We start from the raw sequence: 23,203 nt of genomic DNA on the forward strand, positions 1-23,203 counted from the left end.
TACCAGAATGTTCAATTGTGATGTACCGGCTCGGCCGGAACCTGATGGAGAGTCTCTATGTTGAAGTTGGCACGAGAGCAGATCTTGCTGGGACAGTCGGTGGCGACCAAGTCGGACGCCATTGCCCTGCTGGCAGGCAAACTGACTGAAGCCGGTTTGGTGGATTCGGGCTATGTGGATGGGATGCTGGCCCGTGAAGCGCAACACGCCACCTATCTTGGCAGTGGCATCGCCATTCCCCACGGCACCACCGACACCCGCCATCTGGTGAAGCACACCGGCGTCATGGTGGCCCAGTTCCCCCACGGCATCGAGTGGGATGAGGGGCAGATCGCCTATGTCGCCATCGGCATCGCCGCCAAGTCTGACGAGCATCTGGGCATTTTGCGCCAGCTCACCCATGTGCTGGGTGACGAGCAGGCGGCCGCGCAATTGAAACAGGCCAGCGATGCCGACACCATTATCAATATCCTGACCGGTGCCACTGCAGCGAAAGAGGTGCAATACCTGACCTTGGCAGATTTCCCGGCCGACGATCGCGACCAGCTGTTGCTGGGGGCGGCCGCTCGTGCCAAATCTGCTGGTTGGGGCGATGCCGCCATGGTGACGGCGCTGCTGGCAAGCGAACCTGCCTATCTGGGCGAGGGCGTTTGGTTGGCCCGTGCGCAAGCCGCCCAAACCGGCTGGGTGCTGGCCACCCCGAGCAGCGTACTCACCGCAGGTGAACAGCCGGTCAGCGCCCTGCTGCTGCTGTGTGCCGCAGATAGCAGCCATCTGCCGCAACTTGAGAATCTGGCCAAACTGGCAGCGGCCGATCAGCTGGCCACGCTGGTGAGCAGCGATGGTATTGCCATGTTGCAGGCGGGGCCCGCGAGCGGTCTCAGTGAAACTTTCACCATCATCAATCCCCACGGCCTGCATGCCCGTCCGGGCGCCATGCTGGTCAAGGTAGCCAAAGAGTTTGAATCCGACATCCGGGTTACCAATCTGGATGGCAGCGGCGAGGCGGTCTCCGCCAAGAGCCTGATGAAGGTGATCGGCCTTGGCGTCAAGTGCGGGCACCGTCTGGCATTTCGCGCCGAAGGGGCGGATGCGCAAGCGGCTCTCAAGGGGATCGGTGAGGCGATCGCTGCCGGTCTGGGCGAGGGGGCGCATTGATGAAGATTGTCACCATTACCCTCAACCCCGCCCTTGATCTCACCACCCGTCTCGAGGCGATGAGCCTTGGCGAGGTCAATCTGGTGAGCGAGGCCAACCTGCGCGCCGCGGGCAAGGGGATCAACGTTGCCATGGTGCTCAAAGATCTGGGCCGCGAGGTGGGCGTGACCGGCTGGCTTGGCGCGGACAATGAGCAGAGCTTTGTCTCCCTGTTTACTGAGCGCATGCTGGCAGATCACTTCGTGCGCGTGGCGGGCAGTACCCGCATCAACGTCAAGATCTCCGAGCAGTCCGGTCGGGTCACCGATCTCAACCTGCCGGGGCTCACCATCCACCAAGGGGAAGTGAGCGCGCTGGAGCATGCCATCGACGCGCTGGCAGCGCAGGCGGAGTGGTTCGTGCTGGCAGGCAGCCTGCCCAAAGGGGTGGCCCCCGATTACTGTGCCCATCTGATCCGCCTGCTCAAGGCCAAGGGCAAGCAGGTGATCTTCGATTGCAGCGGCGCGGCCTTAAGCGAAGGGATCAAGGCGGCGCCGACCCTGGTCAAACCCAATCTGGAAGAGCTGAGCCAGTGGGCTGGCCGCCCCATCAAGACCTTGAGCGAGCAGGCCGAGTGCGCTCGCGCGCTGCAGGCAAGCGGGATCCCCAACGTGGTGATCTCCAACGGCGCCGATGGTCTGATCTGGTTTGCCACGGATGCCGTCTGGCAAGCCATTCCGCCGCGGATGCAGGTGGTCAGCACGGTCGGTGCTGGCGACTCCCTGGTCGCCGGTCTCGCCCATGGTCTCAGCCTTGGCTGGGCGCCGGAGCAGACCTTGCGGCTGGCCACCGCCGTCTCGGCCTTGGCGGTCAGTCAGGTGGCGGTCGGCTTTAGCGATATCAGTGTGCTCAACCCTTTACTTGAACAGGTGCGCGTACAGCGTCTGGATGCGCTGGCACCGGTTCAATGCAATACCCCCTCAATGGAAAACTCAGGAGATGCCCAATGAAAGCAATCTTGGTTACGGCTTGCCCGGCGGGCATTGCCACCAGCTTTCTCGCTGCAAAACGGATAGAACAGCAGGCCAAACTGGCTGGCTGGGAACTCACCCTCGACGTCGGCTCCAGCGTGCAGCCCCGTCAGGTGCCGAACAAGGAGCAGATTGCCGCCGCCGATCTGGTGCTGGTTGTCGCCAGCGCCCCGGTGGATCTCGCCGCCTATGACGGCAAGCGGGTCTATCAGGGCAGCATGGATCTCGCCCTGCAGGATCCGGCTGCCTTGCTGGAGGCCGCAACCAGCGGTGCCAGCGTCTATCGTCATCAAGCCGCACCAGCTGTCGCCAAACCAGCCGCCGTTGGCAAGCGCATCGTGGCGGTGACTGCCTGCCCGACCGGGGTGGCCCACACCTTTATGTCGGCAGAAGCGCTGGAGACCATGGCCAAACAGCTGGGTTATCAGATCCGCGTCGAGACTCAAGGCTCGGTCGGTGCCCAGAACGCCCTGACTACCGAGGAGATTGCATCTGCCGATCTGGTGTTCCTCGCCACCGATATCGAAGTGGACATGGCCCGCTTCGATGGCAAGCAGGTCTATCGCACCAGCACCGGCGCGGCGCTCAAGAAAACCCGCGCCGAGCTCGACAAGGCGTGGAATGAGGCAAAACTGTATCGCCACAGTGGCGGCAGCCAGCCCAAGAAAGAGGAAAAAGCGGGCCCCTACAAGCATTTGCTGACTGGTGTCTCCTTCATGCTGCCGATGGTGGTTGCGGGCGGCCTTATCATCGCGCTCTCGTTTGTGTTCGGTATCGAAGCGTTCAAGGTGGAAGGTACTCTGGCTGCGGCCTTGATGAAGATCGGTGGTGGCTCCGCCTTCGCCCTGATGATCCCGGTGCTGGCGGGTTACATTGCCTACTCCATCGCTGACCGTCCGGGCCTCGCTCCCGGCATGATTGGCGGTATGCTGGCCAGCTCGCTGGGCGCCGGTTTCCTCGGTGGCATCGTGGCCGGTTTCCTGGCCGGTTACAGCGCCAAGTATCTGAGTGACAAGGTGCGTCTGCCGACCACCCTGGAAGCGCTCAAGCCCATCCTGATCATTCCGTTGGTGGCCAGCCTCTTTACCGGTCTGGTGATGATCTACGTCGTGGGTGGCCCGGTGGCTGGCATCATGAATGCCATGACCGAGTTCCTCAACAACATGGGCTCTGCCAACGCCGTGCTGCTGGGTGTCATCATCGGCGCCATGATGTGCTTCGACATGGGCGGTCCGGTCAACAAGGCGGCCTACGCCTTCGGTGTCGGTCTGCTGGCCTCCAAAACCTATGCCCCGATGGCTGCGGTGATGGCCGCCGGTATGGTGCCGGCACTGGGGATGGGGATCGCCACCTTCCTGGCCCGTACCAAGTTCATCAAGGCGGAGCAGGAAGCGGGTAAAGCCTCCTTCGTGCTGGGTCTGTGCTTCATCTCCGAGGGAGCCATTCCGTTTGCCGCCAAGGACCCGATGCGCGTCATCCCGGCCTGTATGGTGGGTGGCGCCCTGACCGGTGCGCTCTCCATGCTGTTCGGCTGCGAGCTGATGGCACCCCACGGCGGCCTGTTCGTGCTGTTCATCCCGCACGCCATCAGCAACGTCATGATGTATATCGTGGCGATTGCGGCAGGCTCGCTGCTGACGGGTGTCTCCTACGCCATGCTCAAGCGCGGTGAAGCGCAGGCCAAGCTGGCCACGGCCTGATAGCTGTTCCACCTTTAACTCACAATGTTTAATGCCGCCCGGTTGTAAAACCGGGCGGCATTTTTATATGCATTTTTAAACTGAACGGTCGCAAAGTTGGCGGGAAGGGGCTGCTCAAGCATTCGTCTAATCACACGTTACACGCCGGGGCTGCGCGCAAAAAGGGGAGGGCAGAGGGTTGCGCGGTATCGGTTAAGTTGTGATATTGAGGCATCTTTAGTACAGAAGGGTAATAACGATGGAAGCTGCGTTTTGGCATCAGCGTTGGGAAGAGAACCGGATTGGCTTTCATCAGGCGGACTTCAACCACTGGCTGCAATCCTGGTGGTCGGCCCAGCAAGCGGATGAGCCGGTGCTGGTTCCCCTGTGCGGCAAGTCCCGCGATATGCTCTGGCTGAGCGCGCAGGGCCATCCGGTCGACGGTTTCGAGTTATCGAGCCTTGCCGTCAGCCAGTTCTTCAGTGAAAACCAGCTCGCCGCGACCGTGACCGGAGTGGGCTCTTATCAGTGCCATCAGGTGGACAGCCTGCGCATTTTTCAGGGGGATTTTTTCGCCGCCGCCAGTCTGGGCCGCCGTTACCGGCTGGTCTATGACCGCGCGGCGCTGATCGCCCTGCCGACCGCGATGCGCCGCCAGTATGCGGCCCTGATCAGTTCGCTGGTCGAGACCGGTGGCCAGATCCTGCTGGTGACCCTTGAATATCAGCCGGAGCAGCAGAGTCAGCCCCCCTTCTCGGTGGGTGAGATGGAGGTGCGAGCCCTGTTCGAGCGCGATTTTCGTATCGAGGTGCTGGGGCGCGCCGCCGAGGTGGATCACCCGCGGGTGCTGGCGGGCCAGCTCTCCTACTTCGATGAGGTGGCGTATCGGCTGGTTCGCCGTGGCTAACGGGCAGCTAACGGTCGGCCAAAGGGTGATCTGCGCCGACAAATCATCGGGCTGCGCGCTCTTCGCTACCTCCTTTGACATAGATCAACGTGACTGTCTGGGGGAGTGCCTACTATGAGGCTGTTTCTCAATCACTGTTGGCATTGCAAAGCGAGTATTGGGTCTTTCCCGCTTGCTGATCAGCAACTCAGTGTCTGATTTTCACGCTCATGTTCACTTTTGGCGGCTTTGGTCGCAATTGTTATGGTTTTTCCAGCCGACCCTGATGGGTCGGCTTTTTATTGTCTGCGATTTACTGTGGGCAGGAAAAACGGGGGAGTGCGAGGCCTGATCAGGCCTCGAAGGTGGCGGCATTGAGCCGAAATGCCCGTGGATCGTCGATAAACTGGCCGGTGATCCGCTCGTCATGTTCGTGTCCCTGACCATAGCTGCAGAGGATCAGCCGATCGGAGGTGCGCGAGCGCAGCTGGGTGATAAAGCGCACCAGATCGGCGCGGCTCAACTTGCCCACCTCTTCGCAGACCCGTTCCCGCTGATCGAACCCCAGATCCTTGTTGCCGATGCTGACCCACAACCGCTGGCCGCGACTGCGCAGATTGGCATCCCGTTCGCTCAGCTGGGCTTGCAGCCCCGCCTTGCTCTCCTGCCACTGCTGCTCGGTGAATTCGAGCATGGCGAGCGGGAAGAGATCGATAAACTCCTCCACCGCATCGAGCAGGATCTGCGGCCCCGCCACCGGCGACTGGATATAGAAGATCAGGCCCGGGTGGCGATTGAGGGGCAGGTTGCCAGCGCCCACCACATACCCCAGTTGCTGGCGGGTGCGCAGCTCATGGAAGAAAGTAGAGGACATGATGTGGTTCGCCAGAGTGAAGCAGGCGAGATCCCGCGCCCGGGTAGTGCGGGACTGGTAGTAGACCAGCAGTGCCGAGTCTTCGTGATCGCAACCCTGCTCGCGAATAAGGGTGCCCCTGTCCTGAATGGAGATGAGCGGGCGGCGGGTCTCGCCGCTCGGCTTGCTGCTGGTGCCATTGATATCGCTCAGGTGGCGCTCCATCAGGGCGGCCAGCTCCAGCGCTTCGGCGGCAGTCCAGTCGCCGTGTACCAGCGCCTCGACATGCACCTCGCCAAACAGCTGGGCCACGAAGCCGGGCATCTCCTCCAGCTCGACGGTGCGCAGGTGACGCAGCAACTGCTCGAACGGCGGGTTGTTCGGTTGCAGCAAACTGGTGAGCTGGTTAAAGAGCTGGGAGATGGGGCGCGCCTTGGACTGGTTGTCCCAGTTGCGGATGAGCTGCTCCTTGATCTCGGCGAAGCGACCCGGATCCGGATACCCCAGGGTGCGGTTGCCGAGGATCATGTCGAGCAACAGCGGCTGCTTGTCGGCAAAACCGCTCAGGTTGATGGTAAAGCCCCCCTGATGGGCATAGATCTGATAGCCCAGCCCCGCCAGCTCCGCCGGATAGGTGAGGGCGTTGAGATGGTCGGCCAACAGCTCCACGGCAAGGCGCGCCATGGCGATATTGCGCGGATTTTTGACCGCATGTTCGCTGTCGATGGAGATGTAGAGATTGCCCTTGGGCACGCTGAACAGGTGCTCATGGAGGTGCCAGAGGCGAAAACCGGGGCGATCGATAAGACAGGCGGGCATGTCGGCGGCAAGCTCGGGCGTACGCGGATCGAGCCTACTGCTGATAAAGGGGTTGGGCTTGGGTAGCGCCAGCGCCGGATCCGGCTCGCTCTGCTGCCAGCGAATTTTCTCGGCCTCGGTAATGGTCGTCACGCTGTAGGGGGTCTGATACCAGCGGGCCAGCCGATCGGTCGCCACTTCCGGCGCAGTGATGGTGATACGCAGGTTGTGCGGGGTGAGCTTGGCGAGGAAGCGGCGGATCAGCCCCTCGTCATATTCGCGCATCATGTAGTCGCCGTAGAGCAGATCCTCAGGTTGGTAGCTAAAGAGGTTGAGCACCAACCCGGATACGGTATCGAGGGGGCGGCCGCGCTCCTGAAAGCGGAATGCCGATTCGAGCACGGTGCGTTTTTCGTCGTAGCGCCAGCTCTGCAGCCCTTCGCGGCCAATCAGTTTCAGATAGCCAAACAGGGCGGCGAGGATGTCGTCCACATGCTCAAGGCCCAGAGGGGTCAGGCCGAAGTTGACGCCAAAATCCTTGAAGTTGGCGCCACTGATGCCACCGCCCGCCGAGAGCTGGTTGACCCAGCCTTTCGCCTTGAGCAGGGAGAGCAGGCTGCCATCCCCCTCATAACCAATCAGATGGCTCAGGAAGGTGAGGGGTTTTTTGTCGTAAAACGCGTCCACGTTGGGCAAGGGGAAGCTCAGCGACAGCTTGCGGGTCTCCTTGACCGGATTGATGTGGATGTGCACGCCGAGATCATCGAGCCGGTAGAGCGGCATGGTGAGGGTCGGGGTTCCCAAATTGCGATTCAAAATGGGAGCAAAGTAGCGACAGCACCACTGCAACTGGGTATCGATGGATTCCGGCGAGATCATCACCAGCGCCATGCGATCCGCGCTGTAGTGGCTTTCGTAAAACCGGATAAGGTCGGAGCGCAGATCCCGTCCCGGCAGATCGGCCAGGGTATCGAGGTTGCCCACCGAGAATTTTGAGAAGGGGTGCGCCGGATTAACCGTCTCTTTATGCACCTGATAGCTGCGGCGCATGTCGTCCTGCAGCTTGAGGCGATACTCTGAGTCGACCGCGTTGCGCTCCTTGTCCACCCACTCGGGATCAAAGGTGGGGCAGATAAAGAACTGGGAGAAGCGATCCAGCCCTGCTTCGAAGAAGCCGTTGTCGATCTCGAAGAAGAAGTTGGTGAATTCGGTGCCGGTCCAGGCGTTGTTGCTGCCGCCATGACGGCTCATAAATTGCTGGTATTCACCTGGCTTGGGGTAAGTGGCGGTGCCGAGAAAAAGCATGTGTTCCAGAAAATGGGCCATCCCCTGCCGGTCGGCAGGATCGTCAAAATGGCCGGTATTGACCGCCAGCGAGGCGGCGGATTTGTCGGTTTCGGGATCACAAATCAACAAGACCCTGAGCCGGTTGGCCAGCTCCAGAAAATGGTATTGCCGATGGTCATTGGGACTGGCATATGGGCTCATTGGCGTGTGACTCACGTTGGATTTATTTGAATTTAAACATGATTATCGACCCCGCTATCCCGTCAGGCAAACCCTTTTCTGAGAGGTAGCGCAATTGTTTCCACACCCGTGGCGGGGTAAGATCCCCCGGCTATCAAAACAGGCCCGTTGGGCGAGGTTGTAATGAAGATCTATATCATGCGTCATGGCCAGGCTGGCATGAATGCGAAAACAGATGAACAGCGTCCATTGACCGAGCAGGGTATTGAAGAGTCTATCCAGATGGCCCGCTGGTTGGCGCCTCAGCTGATTGGCCCGCTGGATCGGGTGATCCACAGCAACTATCTGCGGGCTCGCCAGACCTGGCAAGCCATATGCAGTGAATTACCTGACGCAGCAGCCGTTGAAGAGAGTGGCGACATTACCCCGTACGGTGATCCCGCTTTCGTGGCCAGCTACCTCACCACCCTGGCGCAGCAACATGATCAGATCCTGATGGTCAGCCATCTGCCGCTGGTGGGTTATCTGGTGCAAAGCCTCTGTCCGGCCGCAGGAGCGCCCATGTTCGCCACCTCGGGCATCGCCTGTATCGAGTGGTACCATGGCAAAGGAGCCTTGCTCTGGCTCGAAGGGCCGCATACAATAGGCTAAAAGTTAATAAAAAGTTACAAATTGAATTTTTTGGGAAGAGGTGGGCGATTTTTCCGGGTTTTTATAAATATTTTACGGAATTAATTCGCAGAAGCTGCTGTCATACGGATACAACTGCAAGAGGTTGCAAACGATGAGAGTGTTCAAGAAGTACCTGCCACTGATGGTGGCAAAGCATGTCAAAACCTTCTTTAAAGGTCGGATTTACATCCATGGTCGGGGGCGGTTTGATTTCCAATCCGGTTTGTTGATGATGCCGAATCCGGCGGATATTCCCCACCGCCAGACTGTCACCGAGGTCAACGAGCTGATCTCCAGACTGCACATGGATGCCGCGTGATGTGCTTCTGAACGTGATATGCCTGCACTTTACGGGCATATTTGTTTCTGGCCGCTGGCATGCGCCCTATGCCCGGCCAGCTTCACACCTTTGTTTATCTCCCGTCGCCCCCTATACTGGCCCGCTGTTGTCTCTTCGGTCTGGATCGTTTCATGCCTCTTGCTTTTCTATTTCCCTTCTCTTGCATTGCCATCTGGGCGGGCAATGGCATCGTCAGCAAACTGGCGGTCGGTGTTCTGTCCCCCGCGGCCTTGGCCTGGTCGCGCTGGGTGGTGGCTGCGCTGGTATTAAGCCCGTTTCTGGCCCGTAGGGTATGGCGTGCGCGTGCTCGCCTGCGTGCAGGCCTTTGGCAGATCGCCATGCTGGCTTTGCTGGGCATGGTGCTCAACCAGACTTTTGGTTACTACGCGGCGCAAACCCTGGGGGCCACCGAGATGGGATTGATGATGGGGCTGACGCCGCTGTTGACCGTGTTGTTCAGCATCTGGCTGCTGCGTGAGCGGCCCACCTGGGGCGCCGTGTTGGGGGCTCTGCTCTCCATCCTCGGCTTGTCTATCTTGCTGGGACAGGGAGACCCGACCCGACTGTTTACCCATGGTATTCATATCGGCTCTGTCTATATGCTAATTTCGGCGGGCACTTATGCCCTTTACAGCGTGCTGCTCAAGAAGTGGGATCTGGGGCTCGACAACTGGTCGCTGCTCTACGGTCAGGTGCTCTGCAGTGTGGTGATCCTGACTCCCTTCTTTCTGCTGGTTGATGGCCAGTGGCCGGATAGTCGAGCTCTGTGGCTGATCCTCTATGCCGGTATCCCCACCTCGGCGCTCTCACCCTGGCTCTGGATGCAGGGGATTACACTGCTCGGTGCTACCCGTACCGCCATCTTTATGAACCTGCTGCCGGTGATGATCGCTGGTCTTGCCATCACCCTGCTGGACGAGCGGCTGACCAGCTATCACCTGATCGGGGGGGGGCTGACTCTGCTCGGTGTCTTGCTGGCACAACTGCTGGTGCGTCCGGTGGTGATGGGTCGCCGCCGGGGGACGATGGCGCCCGGTCCCGAAGAGCCATCTTGCGCGAAAGTGTAGGTGAACCCCGTGGCCCGCAAATGCACCTGCAGTAATGCAGGCGTATACAAAAGTAGGTGCACCGCAGGGACAAAAGGCGCGCATGACGTGATTTGCTAAATGATGTCTGGCCCCATGATCTCGCCATTGAGTGATCATGGGGTCTTTTACCTTTTTCGCCGCCTATCAATCTGTTCTCATCCTGCTGTTTCCGCCGACTTTTGCATGCTCCAGCCCGCCTGATGAGGTATAATGCGGCACTATTTTTATGGGTTCCCCGTGAGCGTGATGAAAGAATTTTTTGCAACCTGCCCCAAAGGGCTGGAAAACCTGTTGGCCGACGAGCTGACCACCCTGGGCGCAGAGCAGGTCCGTGAGACCGTCGCTGGCGTCCACTTCAAAGGCGAACTGGCGATTGGCTACAAGGCCTGCCTATGGAGCCGTTTTGCCTCCCGTATCGTGCTGGTGCTCTCCGAATTCCAGATGAACGACGATCTGGATCTCTATCTGGGTGCCCACACCATTCCCTGGGAAGAGCACTTCTCCGGTACCTCTACCATCGCAGTGGACTTTACCGGTACCAACCCTGCCATTCGCAATACCCAATATGGCGCGCTGAAGATCAAGGATGCCATCGTCGACCGCTTCACCAAGCGTGGTCACGTGCGTCCTGACGTGGACAAGAAGTCGCCGGATATCCGCATCATGGCGCACCTGGGCAAAGGCAAGGCCAATATCACGCTGGACTTGTCGGGCCCGGCGCTGCACCAGCGTTTCTATCGTCAGGGCACCGGTGAAGCTCCGCTCAAAGAAAACCTGGCCTGCGCCATGATTGCCCGTAGCGGCTGGGCTGGTGAGCCGATGATGGACCCCATGTGCGGCTCCGGTACGCTGCTGATTGAAGCGGCCTTTATCGCTGCCGACATGGCGCCAGCGCTGCGCCGCGAGCGCTTCGGTTTTGATCGCTGGCTGCAGCACGATAGCGAGCTGTGGCAGAGCCTGATGATGGAAGCGCAAGTGCGCGCCAAACGCGGCATGCAGCGTTGTGAAGTAAAACTGTTTGGTTGCGATGCCGACAGCCGAGTGCTGCTCAAAGCGCGCGACAACGCCAAAGCGGCCGGTGTGGCGCACCTGATTACCTTCAAGCAAGCCGATGTCACCAAGCTGGAAAACCCGCTGCCTATGCCGACTGTGGAAGGGGAGGCTCGCCAGGTCGGTATGCTGATCTCCAACCCGCCTTATGGCGAGCGTCTTGGCGAATTCCCGGCGCTGTTGGAAGTGCATCAGGCGTTGGGCGATGCCCTGCGTCGCAGCTTCCAGGGGTGGAAAGTCTCCATTCTGTCCGCATCCCCCGAACTGCTCAGCTGTCTGCGCCTGCGCGCCGACAAGCAATATCGCCTGTTCAACGGCGCCCTCGAGTGTCAGCTGCGTAACTACCAGATCGCACTCGACTCGGTGGCCTCCCAAAAAGAGGTGGCGCAGGACTTTGCCAACCGTCTGCGCAAGAATCTGAAAACCCTCGAGAAGTGGGCCAACAAAGAGGGCATCGACTGCTATCGCCTCTATGATGCCGACTTGCCGGAGTACAACGCTGCCATCGACCGCTATCAGGACTATCTGGTGGTGCAGGAGTATGCCGCGCCCAAAGATATCCCCGCCCAGAAGACCCGTCAGCGTCTGCTCGACATGGTTCAGGCCGCCATCAAGGTGACCGGCATGGACGGCGAGAAGGTGATCCTGAAGGTGCGTGAGCGTCAGGAAGGCAAACAGCAGTATCAGAAGCTCTCCGAAGAGCAACACCGGATGGAAGTGCAGGAGTACGGTGCCCGGCTGTGGGTCAACCTCTACGACTATCTGGATACTGGCCTGTTCCTCGACCATCGTCAGACTCGCCGCATGCTGGGTCAGATGGCCAAGGGCAAGCGCTTCCTGAACCTGTTTGCCTATACCGGCAGTGCCACCGTGCACGCAGGTCTGGGTGGTGCCAGCGAGACCACCACGGTCGACATGTCCCACACCTACCTGAACTGGGCACAGGACAACATGCGTCTCAACTCGCTGGTGGGCCGTCAGCACAAGTTTGTGCAGGCCGATTGTCTGAAGTGGCTGTCTGAAGCCGATGATCAGTACGATCTTATCTTTATCGATCCGCCCACCTTCTCCAACTCCAAGCGGATGGACGAGAGCTTCGACGTGCAGCGCGATCACCTGTTGCTGATGCAGCACCTGAAGCGTCTGCTGGCGGCGGACGGCACCCTGGTCTTCTCCAACAACAAGCGTCACTTCAAGATGGATCTGGCCGGTCTCGAGGCTATCGGTCTCAAGGCCCAGAACATCACCCAGAAGACGCGACCGAAGGATTTCGAGCGCAACCAGCACATCCACAACTGCTGGATCATCACCCATGCGCCGGAGCAGGCCGAGTCGTGATGCTGACCCTGTTTCACACCGACGGTTGCCACCTCTGTGAGCAGGCTTGGGCGCTGGTGGAGGAGGCCGGCCTTGCCGCCACCACCCGCCAGTGCGACATCATGGATGATGAGCAGTGGCTTGCCGCCTATCGGGTGCGTATTCCGGTACTGCGTGACGAGGCTGGCCGCGAGCTCGGCTGGCCCTTCACACTGGCCGAGCTAAAAGGCTGGGCCGCCCGTCAGGGGTGAGCGTGATTTGACGATAAAACGGGGGCAGACCCAGTCTGCTGCCCGTTTTTTTCATATGAAATAAGGAATACACATGGCTCTTTTAACCTTGCACGGCGCCTGTTTGTCGTTCAGTGATTTCCCGCTGCTCGACAATGCCGAACTGACCATCGAGCGCGGTGAGCGCCTCTGTCTGGTGGGCCGCAACGGGGCGGGCAAGTCCACCCTGATGAAGGTCATCGCCAGCGAATTGCCGCTGGACGACGGCCGTCTGGTGCTGCAACAAGATTTGAAAGTGACCCGCCTTGAGCAGGATCCACCGGCCTCCAGCGAGCTGACGGTGTTTGACTATGCCGCCGAAGGGCTGGCGGGCGTGGGTGAGCTGCTCAAGCAGTATCACCACATCTCCATGGAGCTGGCGCACGATCCCTCAGACGCAAACATTCGCAAGATGAGCGAGTTGCAAGAGCAGCTCGATTATCAGAACGGCTGGCAATTCGAGACCCGCATCAGTCAGGTATTGACCCTGCTGGGGCTGGATCCTGACGTGACCCTCGACAGCCTCTCTGGCGGCTGGCTGCGCAAAGTGGCGCTGGCCCGTGCGTTGGCCTGCGATCCCGACTTGTTGCTGCTCGATGAGCCGACCAACCACCTGGATATTGAGGCCATCAACTGGCTGGAAGATTTCCTCAAGGATTTTCGCGGCGCCATCGTCTTTATTTCTCACGATCGGGAGTTCATCCACAAGCTGGCAACCCGGATCATCGATCTCGATCGCGGTGCCATCACCTCCTGGCCGGGCAACTACGACGAATACCTGCAGGGGAAAGAGGAGTGGCTGCGGGTCGAAGAGCTGAAAAATGCCGAGTTTGACCGCAAGCTGGCCCAGGAAGAGGTATGGGTGCGTCAGGGCATCAAGGCTCGCCGTACCCGTAACGAAGGCCGGGTCCGTGCCCTTGAGGCGATGCGGATGGAGCGCTCCCAACGCCGCGAGCTGCAGGGCAAGGCCAAGCTGCAGCTGGACGAGGTCAATCGCTCCGGCAAGCTGGTGTTCGAGACCGAAGGGCTGGGGCTGGACTTTGGCGATCGCACCCTGTTCAAGGGGCTCGATCTGCAAGTGCTGCGCGGCGACAAGATTGCGCTGGTCGGCCCCAACGGCTGCGGCAAATCGACCCTGATCAAACTGTTGTTGGGTCAGCTTGAGCCGACCCGTGGCACCGTCAAGGGGGGCACTAATCTGGAGGTAGCCTACTTCGATCAGTACCGCGAGCAACTCGATCCCGAGCAGACAGTGGTGGACAACGTCGGGGAGGGTAAGCAGGAGGTGATGGTGCGTGGCCGCTCCCGTCACATTCTTGGTTACCTGCAGGACTTCCTGTTCGAGCCCAAGCGGGCCCGTACCCCGGTCAAGGCGCTCTCTGGTGGCGAGAAGAACCGGCTGCTGCTGGCCAAGCTGTTCCTCAAGCCCAGCAACCTGCTGATCCTCGATGAACCGACCAACGATCTGGATGTGGAAACCCTGGAACTGCTGGAAGAGCTGCTTTCTGACTACCCCGGCACCCTGCTGCTGGTCAGTCACGATCGTCGTTTCATCGACAACACAGTGACCGGTTGCTGGCTGTTTGAAGGGGATGGCCGTATCAGCGACTACGTGGGCGGCTATGCTGACATGATGGCGACCCGCGAACAGCAGAGTGTCCAGCAACAGGTCAAGAGTGCGCCGATCAAGGTACCCGAGCCGGTTGTTGCAGTAGCTAACGAAGCGCCGAAGAAGAGCAAGAAGCTCTCCTACAAGCTGCAGCTTGAACTGGAAGGGTTGCCCGCTCGTCTCGAGCAGCTGGAAGTCGAGCTGGATACGCTGCAAAGCGAGATCAATCAGCCCGGGTTCTTCTCCCTGTCAGCCGAGCAAACCCAGCCGAAACTGGATGCGCTCAATGCCGCCGAAGCCGCGCTGGAGCAGGCATTTGCTCGCTGGGAAGAGCTGGAAGGGCTCAAAAATCAGGAGTAAGTTTCTTGTAATTAAAACTTAATCCAGTTCAATGCCTTGTGTCACATAGCCCGATTAGGGTGAAAGTTTTTGTTTGACCGGGTGCGCTCGCAGGAGTAAAGATGAAAGTGACCGATGCAAAATTGGTCGCTTTTTTTGTTCCACGAAGAGGGTCGTAGATGATGAAGAGACAGAAGCGGGACCGTCTGGAAAGAGCTCGTGCTCGTGGTTATCAGGCTGGCGTGGTCGGCAAACAGAAAGAAACGTGTCCGTATCAATGCCTAGATGCCCGTGGGCATTGGCTTGGTGGTTGGCGTGACGCCATGGAAGGGCGGGGCTCAGGCCTCTTCATGAAGTAGTTGGTACTTCATCACTCATTACAAAAGGAAAGGGGCCGTTGTGGCCCCTTTGCGTTAATGCTGTTTTACCACTAATCAGACAGATCAGAATGCGGTGGTATCTTTGAACAGGCCCACTTTCAGATCGGTGGCGCTGTAGATCGGACGGCCGTCGACTTCGACCACGCCATCAGCAATTCCCATCACCAGCTTGCGGTTGATGACGCGTTTGAAGGTGATCTTGTAGGTCACTTTCTTGGCAGTCGGCAGGATCTGGCCGGTGAACTTCACTTCACCCACGCCCAGCGCACGACCCTTGCCGGGGCCGCCTTTCCAGCCCAGGAAGAAGCCGACCAGCTGCCACATGGCGTCCAGACCGAGACAGCCAGGCATCACAGGATCACCCGGGAAGTGGCAATCGAAGAACCAGAGATCCGGAGTAATGTCGAGCTCAGCCAGGATCTCGCCCTTGCCGTGTTCGCCGCCGTTGTCATTGATCTTGACGATGCGGTCCATCATCAACATGTTGGGGGCAGGCAGCTGACTGTTACCCTCACCAAACAGTTCGCCACGGCTGCAAGCCAGCAGCTCTTCACGGGTAAAAGAGTTCTTGCCCTGTTCGCACAGGGAAAGGCGGGCTTCCATGGTGGTATTGTCTACGGTCACGCGGTATTTCCTTCAAATGGGTCAAAGCCGGGCCAATTTAGCTTACAGTTGTTCGCTAAACAACTCCGATCACTTCATCAGCGGCCAAACAGGCGCCCCAACAGGGCTCGCAGCAGTCCGACTTTGGCAGTGGAGCCGTTCAACTCGTCCAACCGCTCCTGAATACGGCCAAACAGGGTATCGGGCATATCAGGCTCACCAGCGACACAGCCGGTCAGCAACTCGATGGCTTCTTCCACATGATCCACCGGGTGGATGTGGAACTGGCCCGCTTCAACCGCGGCAATCACCTCGTCAGAGAGGTTCAACTGCTGGATATTGGTCCCCGGCAGAATGATCCCTTGCTTGCCGGTGATACCGTGGATCTTGCACACCCGGAAGAAGCCTTCAATCTTCTCGTTGACGCCACCAACGGCCTGCACGTTGCCAAACTGATCGACCGCACCGGTCACGGCGAAGTGCTGATAGATAGGCTGGCGAGCGAGGGCAGAGAGCAGGGCACACAGGCCGGTCAGGGAGGCGCTGTCACCATCGATTTCGTGGTAAGACTGCTCGAACACCAGATTGGCCGACAGGGGGGAGGGGTTCTCTGCGCCAAATTTGTTGGAGAGATAACCATGGATAATCATCATCGCCTTGGCGTGTATATGACCGGCCAGCTCCGCTTTGCGCTCGATATCAGCCACATCGCCATCACCAAGGTGGACGGTTGCGGTGAGGCGCACCGGCTCACCGAAGTCATAGGGGTGACCAGAGACCTGAATGACCGACAGGCCGTTGATCTGGCCAATCTCTTCGCCATCGGTTTGCAGCAGGATCTGGCCGTCGATAACGCCCTGATCAGACTGTTCAACCAGATAGTTGAGGCGGTAATCCTGCTCCTCCAGCGCGCCACGAATATGCTCGTCGTTCACCACTTCTGATTCCAGCTCCCGGGCCAGACTGTCAGCCATCCGCATGATGGCGGCCAACTGCACCTCGGAGAGTGACAACCATTCCTGATGGTCACAGAGGCGGCTGGCATGACGACAAAGGGCGGCGAGGGCGGCTGGCGTGAAGTCCAGCAGGTTCCAGCGCTGGCGAACCCAGGCCAGATACTGCAGAAATTCCTGCAGATCCTCTTCAATATTGACCTCGGAAACCAGGTCTGCGCGCAGGAAGATACGCTCGGACATATCCCGATCCAGCATCTGGAACTCTGCCACATCGAGTCTGTCACCCACCAGGATCAGCTTGAGCTTGATCGGAGTCGCCTCAGGTGCGAAGAAGGGGGTCAAGGTTTTCCCTTCCTGATAGGCGTTCCAGTCCAGCTCGCCTTTTTGCATGGCATTTTTCAGTTTGAACCAGAGGTGCGGCTGATCCAGCAGCTCGTCCAGTTGCAAAATGAGGTAGCCGCCGTTGGCTTCGCGCAACAAGCCTGGTTCCAACAGGTGCTGGTTGGCATAGACAGAGCCTTGCTCGGTCTGGTAGTTGATGGAGCCAAACAGAGTATCCCAGTTGAGATCCCGGCCATAAATTATCGGCGCTTCCTGTGCTTCGTGGTGGATAAGCAGGTTGATCAGAATGGGGTGCTGAAACTCCAGACCCAATGCTACGTGAGCCGCCAGATCGGAGAGGAAATCATCGATTTTCGGATCATTGTTCTGCTTGCGCATGATGCGGGTCACGATGCGTTCAGCATCGAGATGGTGGCTCAACAGCTTGAGCAGCTCGCCAACCATTTCGCAAAACTCGACGCCAGTACCCGGTTGCAGTCGCAGCCAGATAGGTTTGTAGGGGTTGTTCAGATTCTCTGTATAGCAGAGATCAAACAGGTCACCATCTTTGCCATTGGAGTCGGCAATCAGCGTCTGGCAAACGCCTTCGTAATCTGCGCCGGGGAACCCGTTGAGCAGCATGACCGGACAGTCACCATCAAAACTGGCGAGACGCTTGATGCCGGAAATGGCTCTGGGCTGCAGCGCCGCAAAGGGGATGGGTTCAAGCTCGCTGAGCATGGGGAACTGTTCAATCGCAAAAGCGGGTTTTAATTGTTCTGATGTTAATTCAGCCACTTAAGACATCCGGTCGAAGATAGGATCAATTGTTGCCATTATACACAGTTCAATAAGTGGTGGCAGGCATCTGGCAGCATCTCCGTGATATGGTAAAGATGGGTGAGAGTCTGAGGGGATACACGGCGAGCTAGCTGAGTTTTCACATGGTGTCTGTTTACCTCATCCTTGCATTGAGCTGCCTGCTGTATATGTCACGGGGACTTTCGCGAAGTAAGTGGCAGAGGTTGAGAAACAGCCGGAGCAGTTTGTGTTGCCGGAAGGACGGGAATGAAGTTACCCCTGTTGCGTGAAGCCGAGGCCACGTAACCGTTCACTGGCAGGGGCTTGACGCACACAACCTGGAGGGTATGGGGTAATCCCGTTTTTTCGATGCAGGTTCGACGACGATCGGCCACTCTTGGGGACAACGCCCCCCAGCCGTTTGGCCATCTCTACCAATGGCACTATGCGTTGACGAAACAGCTCTCCACGATGTGAACACACCCCGTAGCTCCCTTTGCGCCACAGCATATCGTCATCCTTAATGAGCCACTCGCAGGCCCCCTATAGCGCTTCGAGCAGAGCTGGGTTCCTTGTTCTAACTGCTTTCCTTGCCCATGATCGCGAGACAGGTCAGACCGTGGACAGCAAAACCCGAGCGAGTCAGGGCACTTTCAAGTGGGTTTAACTGATTGAGGTGCTGGCCAGCGAATTCCATCAGGGATAAAGGCTGTTGCCTCGCTTGAAATCCGGATCTATGGCTGCAATCTCCACCTGACTCACTTTCATTTTGGGGGCTTGGCAAACCGGGGCGACCAACTATGACTGGCATTAGGCCTTTTTCAGGTAGGCTGCAACCAGTACGATCTGCACGCCGTTGACCTTGCCTTCGATATGGAGCGGGTTGTTGGTCAGGCGGATGCCCTTGAGCAGGGTGCCGCGCTTGGCGGTGAAACCGGCGCCTTTCACGTCCAGATCCTTGATCAGGGTGACGGAGTCGCCCTCTTGCAGTACGGCTCCGTTGGAATCAACGGTCGGCACGCTGTCGTCATCGTCATTAGCCATTCCGGCTTCAGCCCAGGCCTTGTCCTCGTCTTCCATGTACATCATGTCCAGCAGATCCTGAGCCCACACCTCACCCTTGCCGGAGAGTGCTTTCAGTTGGCGCCATGCCATCACCTGCACCGCAGGCACCTGGCTCCACATGCTGTCACTCAGGCAATGCCAGTGGTTGACCACCAGGGTATCCGGTTGTTCCAGTTGACCATGGCAGGTGTCACAAATAGCAACGCTATGATCATCGTCACTGGCGGGAGAGTGAGGCACCACGAAGGCGGTCAGCGTCTGCTCGGCGCTGCACAGTTCACACTTGGCGCCCGCGCGCGCTTGCAGGATGGCGTTGATGGTCATGTTGTTGGTCCCATAGCTAGTGGTAAAGCGGCCCGCGTTGGGCGGGATGCGTAAAAGAGGGGGCGAAATATAGCACATAACCTTGTACTTTGTCAGGTCAGTCATCGGTTGATGGCTGAGAGTGCAAGATGAGCGGCCGCGAAAACGGAATGCAACTCCGGTTTTTTAGGTGTTGCCTGATGTATGGCGAAAAGCGTGCCGGCTCTGTGTAAACAGCTTCAAGGCTAGCCTCATCTTTTCATGCGCCACGTATTCTCCACAAAACACACATTCTCAACACAAAATGATAGGAGCAAGATGACTCGTTTTAAAAATGGCTTATATGCCAACAAACTAAATATTTTTATCATTATTTCAACAGCACGGAGCGATGTTGAGACTCGCTTGATATAACAAAATGATTTGTAGGGATAAAAGCCCACCTTAACTATGGCCAGCGAAGGGGCTTTTTTTGTATTATTCCCCTCTTGACCTTATTTAGCCTAAAGGCTCCTGTACCGGGAGTGGTGACGAGGAAGACATGCAACAGCTTGAAGAAGTAGTCGGCCAGGCCAAGGCCGAAATTGAGGGCGTGAGCGATATCGCTACCCTCGACGAAATCCGGGTCAAATATCTGGGTAAAAAGGGCTTTTTTACTGAGCAGATGAAAGGCCTGGGTGCCTTGTCTGCCGAAGAGCGTCCTGCCGCGGGCGCCGTGATCAACCAGGCCAAACAGCAGGTTCAGGATGCCCTGAACGAGCGTCGTGAAGCCCTCGAAATCGCCGTGCTGAACCAGAAGCTGGCCGCCGAGACCATCGACGTTAGCCTGCCGGGCCGTCGCATCGAGAATGGTGGTCTGCACCCGGTAACCCGCACCATCGAGCGCATCGAGCGCCTGTTTGGCGAGATGGGCTTCAAGGTGGCCCGTGGTCCCGAGATTGAAGATGGCTTCCACAACTTCGATGCGCTGAATATTCCGGCTCACCACCCGGCGCGTACCGATCACGATACCTTCTACTTCAATCCAGATCTGATGCTGCGTACCCACACTTCGGGCGTGCAGATCCGCACCATGCAGCAGCAACAGCCGCCGATCCGCATCATTGCTCCGGGCCGCGTCTATCGTAACGACTATGACATGACCCACACTCCGATGTTCCATCAGGTTGAAGGTCTGCTGGTTGACGAGCATGCCAGCTTTACCGAGCTGAAAGGGATCCTGCACGATTTCCTGCGCAATTACTTCGAGGAAGATCTGACCATCCGCTTCCGTCCTTCCTACTTCCCGTTCACCGAGCCGAGTGCCGAAGTAGACGTGATGGGCAAGAACGGCAAGTGGCTGGAAGTGCTGGGCTGCGGCATGGTGCACCCGAACGTACTGCGTTCGGTCGGTATCGATCCGGAAAAATACTCCGGCTTTGCCTTCGGCATGGGCGTTGAGCGCCTGACCATGCTGCGTTACGGGGTCAACGACCTGCGTGCCTTCTTCGAAAACGACCTGCGCTTCCTCAAGCAGTTCAAGTAAGGGCGAGAGAACATGAAATTCAGTAAATCCTGGGTGATGGAGTGGGTCCGCACCGAGTTGAGTGACAATGCACTGGCCGAGCAGATCACCATGGCCGGTCTGGAAGTGGACGCCGTGGAAGCGGTGGCTGGTCAGTTTAATAATGTGGTGGTGGGTGAAGTGGTCGAGTGTGCCCAGCATCCAGATGCCGACAAACTGCGGGTGACCAAGGTCAACGTGGGCGAAGCCGAGCTGCTGGACATCGTCTGCGGCGCACCGAACTGCCGTCAGGGCCTCAAAGTGTGCGTGGCCAAAGTAGGGGCGACCCTGCCGGGTGATTTCACCATCAAGAAAGCCAAGCTGCGTGGCCAGCCGTCTCACGGCATGCTCTGTTCTTTCAGTGAGCTGGGTATCGACGTCGAAGCTGACGGCATCATCGAGCTGCCGGCCGATGCCCCCATCGGTACCGATATTCGCGACTACCTCAATCTGAACGACGTCTCTATCGACGTGGATCTGACCCCGAACCGCGCCGATTGCCTCGGTATCGCCGGTCTGGCCCGTGAGATTGGCGTGCTCAACAGCGTGGACGTGGTCGAGCCGACCTGGGCACCAGCTGTTGCCACCATCGATGCAACTTTCCCGATCCGGGTTGAAGCAACCGCCGATTGCCCCCGTTATCTGGGGCGCGTCATCAAGGGGCTGAACCTGCAGGCCCAGAGCCCGCTCTGGATGCAAGAGAAGCTGCGTCGTGGCGGCATTCGCTCCATCGACGCCATTGTCGACATTACCAACTACCTGCTGCTGGAATACGGTCAGCCGATGCACGCCTTTGATCTGGCTACTCTGGAAGGGGAACTGGTGGTGCGTCGCGCCCACGCTGACGAGCCGATGACCCTGCTCGACGGCAACGAAGTGAAGCTCAAAGAGACCACTTTGGTGATTGCCGATGCCAAAGGTCCTGCCTGCATGGCCGGTATCTTCGGTGGCAATCGCACAGGTGTCAGTGAGACCACTACCGACATCCTGCTGGAGTGCGCCTTTTTCGCGCCGCTCTCCATCACCGGCCGTGCTCGTGCTTACGGTCTGCACACCGACTCCTCCCACCGCTTCGAGCGCGGGGTGGATCCGGAGCTGCAGGCCAAGGTGATGGATCGTGCCACCCGTCTGCTGCTGGACATTTGTGGCGGAGAGTGCGGCGGCGAAGCCGGTCCGGTCATCGAGGTCAAATCCGATGCCCATCTGCCGAAAGCGGCACCCATCAAGCTGCGTCGCAGCAAGCTCGACAAGGTGATCGGTATCAGCGTGGCTGACGCTCAGGTGGTCGAGATCCTGACTCGCCTCGGCATGCAGGTCACTGTGGATGCTGACGGTTGGACTGCGCTCGCGCCCTCCTGGCGTTTTGATATTGCCATCGAGGAAGACCTCATCGAGGAAGTGGCCCGCATCTACGGCTACAACAACATCCCGAACCTCAAACCCGCCGCCTCTCTGGCGATGGTGGAGCAGGCTGAAGGGCAGGTGACCCTGAAGCGCGTGCGCGACCTGCTGGTTGACCGCGGCTTCCAGGAAGCGATCACCTACAGCTTCGTTGATCCCAAGACCCAGCAAACCCTGTTCCCGCAGAGCGATGCCATCGTGCTGCCGAACCCGATCTCGGTCGAGATGTCCGCCATGCGTGTCTCTCTGTTCCCGGGTCTGGTGCAGGCGGTGGTCTACAACCAGAACCGTCAGCAGCCGCGTGTGCGTCTGTTCGAGCAGGGTCTGCGCTTCATCAAGGACGAAAATGCCGAGAACGGCATCCGTCAGGAGCCGATGTTGGCCGGTATTATCACTGGCAACCAGAGCGACGAGCACTGGGACATCAAAACCCGCTCAGCCGACTTCTTTGATTTGAAAGGGGATCTGGAAGCGGTGCTGGACTTGACCGCCGAAGGGGCCACCTTTACTTTCGAGCGTACCGAGCACAGCGCCCTGCACCCTGGCCAGAGCGCAGCCATCCTGCGTAATGGCGAGATCATCGGTCACATTGGCGTGATCCACCCGAGCCTCGAGAAGAAGCTGGGTCTCAAGAGCCGCGCGGTGATGTTTGAGCTGGAGCTGGACAAGCTGACCCCGGCCAAGGTGCCGGTAGCTGCCGAAGTGTCCAAGTTCCCGGCGAACCGTCGCGACATCGCCGTGGTGGTCGATGTTACGGTTCTGGCAGGTGATGTGCTTGCGGTAATTAAAAAAGTTGGCGGAAATCAGGTAGTTGGAATAAACTTGTTTGACGTATACCAGGGTGCTGGTATGGCAGAGGACAAGAAGAGCCTAGCCATTAGTCTTGTATTGCAAGATACCCAGCGCACCTTGGAGGAGAAAGAGATTGCCGAGACCGTAGACAATGTCGTGCGGGCCCTTGGTGAAGAGTTGAATGCATCCTTGAGGGATTGATCTATGGCGCTTACCAAAGCCGACATTGCAGAGCACCTGTTCACCCAGCTCGGGATGAGCAAGCGTGAAGCCAAAGATATGGTGGAAGCCTTCTTTGAGGAAATCCGACAGGCGCTTGAGCGTGGTGAACAAGTGAAGATTTCAGGCTTCGGTAACTTTGACCTTCGTGAGAAGAATCAGCGTCCTGGACGTAACCCCAAGACGGGCGAGGATATTCCTATCAGCGCCCGCCGCGTGGTGACCTTCCGGCCTGGCCAGAAGCTCAAGGCCAGGGTAGAAAATGTTGAACCCAATGAGTGATA

The 23,203-nt window shown here is 58.5% G+C and carries 18 protein-coding genes and 1 pseudogene; 14 read left to right on the forward strand and 5 right to left on the reverse strand.

Annotation, left to right across the window (positions count from 1 at the left end; genetic code table 11):
* The first annotated feature begins 57 nt into the window (after positions 1-57).
* The 4 genes from fruB (at position 58) to NMD14_09200 (ending at position 4,754) form a co-directional block, all read left to right on the forward strand.
* Complete coding sequence (gene fruB / locus NMD14_09185) at positions 58-1,158, forward strand: fused PTS fructose transporter subunit IIA/HPr protein (GenBank protein ID XEI34530.1); 1,101 nt, start codon at positions 58-60, stop codon at positions 1,156-1,158.
* On the forward strand, positions 1,158-2,147 hold the full coding sequence (pfkB, locus tag NMD14_09190; protein ID XEI34531.1) for a 1-phosphofructokinase: 990 nt from the start codon (positions 1,158-1,160) through the stop codon (positions 2,145-2,147). Before fruB ends, pfkB begins: the two co-directional genes overlap by 1 nt.
* A complete protein-coding gene (fruA, locus tag NMD14_09195) occupies positions 2,144-3,868 on the forward strand; it encodes a PTS fructose transporter subunit IIBC (GenBank protein ID XEI34532.1) in 1,725 nt (574 codons plus the stop codon). Before pfkB ends, fruA begins: the two co-directional genes overlap by 4 nt.
* A gap of 238 nt (positions 3,869-4,106) precedes the next feature.
* On the forward strand, positions 4,107-4,754 hold the full coding sequence (locus tag NMD14_09200; protein XEI34533.1) for a thiopurine S-methyltransferase: 648 nt from the start codon (positions 4,107-4,109) through the stop codon (positions 4,752-4,754).
* 331 nt (positions 4,755-5,085) lie between these two features.
* Here NMD14_09200 and NMD14_09205 read toward each other — a convergent pair whose 3' ends face one another.
* Positions 5,086-7,872 (reverse strand): insulinase family protein, encoded by a 2,787-nt coding sequence (locus NMD14_09205; protein ID XEI34534.1) that lies wholly within the window; start codon positions 7,870-7,872, stop codon positions 5,086-5,088.
* A gap of 162 nt (positions 7,873-8,034) precedes the next feature.
* Here NMD14_09205 and sixA point away from each other — a divergent pair, with 162 nt between their 5' ends.
* The 7 genes from sixA (at position 8,035) to rmf (ending at position 14,894) form a co-directional block, all read left to right on the forward strand.
* Positions 8,035-8,502, forward strand: coding sequence for a phosphohistidine phosphatase SixA (gene sixA, locus NMD14_09210; GenBank protein XEI34535.1), 468 nt, complete (start codon positions 8,035-8,037; stop codon positions 8,500-8,502).
* Between the two features lie 133 nt (positions 8,503-8,635).
* Positions 8,636-8,842, forward strand: coding sequence for a DUF1107 domain-containing protein (locus NMD14_09215; GenBank protein ID XEI34536.1), 207 nt, complete (start codon positions 8,636-8,638; stop codon positions 8,840-8,842).
* A gap of 152 nt (positions 8,843-8,994) precedes the next feature.
* A complete protein-coding gene (locus NMD14_09220) occupies positions 8,995-9,930 on the forward strand; it encodes a DMT family transporter (GenBank protein XEI34537.1) in 936 nt (311 codons plus the stop codon).
* Positions 9,931-10,161: 231 nt separating this feature from the next.
* Positions 10,162-12,339: a bifunctional 23S rRNA (guanine(2069)-N(7))-methyltransferase RlmK/23S rRNA (guanine(2445)-N(2))-methyltransferase RlmL gene (rlmKL, locus tag NMD14_09225; protein ID XEI34538.1), complete on the forward strand. Its 2,178-nt coding sequence runs from the start codon at positions 10,162-10,164 to the stop codon at positions 12,337-12,339.
* Positions 12,339-12,569, forward strand: a complete 231-nt coding sequence (locus NMD14_09230) for a glutaredoxin family protein (GenBank protein ID XEI34539.1) — start codon at positions 12,339-12,341, stop codon at positions 12,567-12,569. Before rlmKL ends, NMD14_09230 begins: the two co-directional genes overlap by 1 nt.
* Positions 12,570-12,642: 73 nt before the next feature.
* On the forward strand, positions 12,643-14,556 hold the full coding sequence (locus NMD14_09235) for an ABC transporter ATP-binding protein (GenBank protein XEI34540.1): 1,914 nt from the start codon (positions 12,643-12,645) through the stop codon (positions 14,554-14,556).
* A gap of 161 nt (positions 14,557-14,717) precedes the next feature.
* Complete coding sequence (gene rmf / locus NMD14_09240; protein XEI34743.1) at positions 14,718-14,894, forward strand: ribosome modulation factor; 177 nt, start codon at positions 14,718-14,720, stop codon at positions 14,892-14,894.
* 84 nt (positions 14,895-14,978) lie between these two features.
* Here the strand turns inward: rmf and fabA are convergent, their stop codons facing one another.
* The 4 genes and pseudogenes from fabA to NMD14_09260 all read right to left on the reverse strand — a co-directional run bounded on the left by fabA (position 14,979) and on the right by NMD14_09260 (position 18,985).
* Positions 14,979-15,539, reverse strand: a complete 561-nt coding sequence (fabA, locus tag NMD14_09245) for a 3-hydroxyacyl-[acyl-carrier-protein] dehydratase FabA (GenBank protein ID XEI34541.1) — start codon at positions 15,537-15,539, stop codon at positions 14,979-14,981.
* Positions 15,540-15,616: 77 nt separating this feature from the next.
* Positions 15,617-17,593, reverse strand: a complete 1,977-nt coding sequence (locus tag NMD14_09250; GenBank protein ID XEI34542.1) for a Lon protease family protein — start codon at positions 17,591-17,593, stop codon at positions 15,617-15,619.
* Positions 17,594-17,906: 313 nt separating this feature from the next.
* A pseudogene (locus tag NMD14_09255) lies at positions 17,907-18,183 on the reverse strand (IS66 family transposase).
* Positions 18,184-18,406: 223 nt separating this feature from the next.
* The gene (locus NMD14_09260) at positions 18,407-18,985 is read right to left on the reverse strand and encodes a PhnA domain-containing protein (GenBank protein XEI34543.1); all 579 of its coding nucleotides are present in this window, start codon (positions 18,983-18,985) and stop codon (positions 18,407-18,409) included.
* Between the two features lie 520 nt (positions 18,986-19,505).
* Here NMD14_09260 and pheS point away from each other — a divergent pair.
* From pheS to ihfA, 3 genes are read left to right on the forward strand one after another with little or no spacing between them, the layout of a single operon-like run.
* Entirely contained in the window at positions 19,506-20,489 is a 984-nt protein-coding gene (pheS, locus tag NMD14_09265; GenBank protein XEI34544.1) for a phenylalanine--tRNA ligase subunit alpha, read from the forward strand.
* A gap of 12 nt (positions 20,490-20,501) precedes the next feature.
* Positions 20,502-22,901: a phenylalanine--tRNA ligase subunit beta gene (gene pheT, locus NMD14_09270; GenBank protein ID XEI34545.1), complete on the forward strand. Its 2,400-nt coding sequence runs from the start codon at positions 20,502-20,504 to the stop codon at positions 22,899-22,901.
* Positions 22,902-22,904: 3 nt separating this feature from the next.
* Positions 22,905-23,201: an integration host factor subunit alpha gene (gene ihfA, locus NMD14_09275; GenBank protein XEI34546.1), complete on the forward strand. Its 297-nt coding sequence runs from the start codon at positions 22,905-22,907 to the stop codon at positions 23,199-23,201.
* The last annotated feature ends 2 nt before the right edge of the window (positions 23,202-23,203 follow it).

Source organism: Aeromonas veronii, assembly GCA_041319085.1.
Taxonomy (GTDB): Bacteria; Pseudomonadota; Gammaproteobacteria; order Enterobacterales; family Aeromonadaceae; genus Aeromonas; species Aeromonas veronii_F.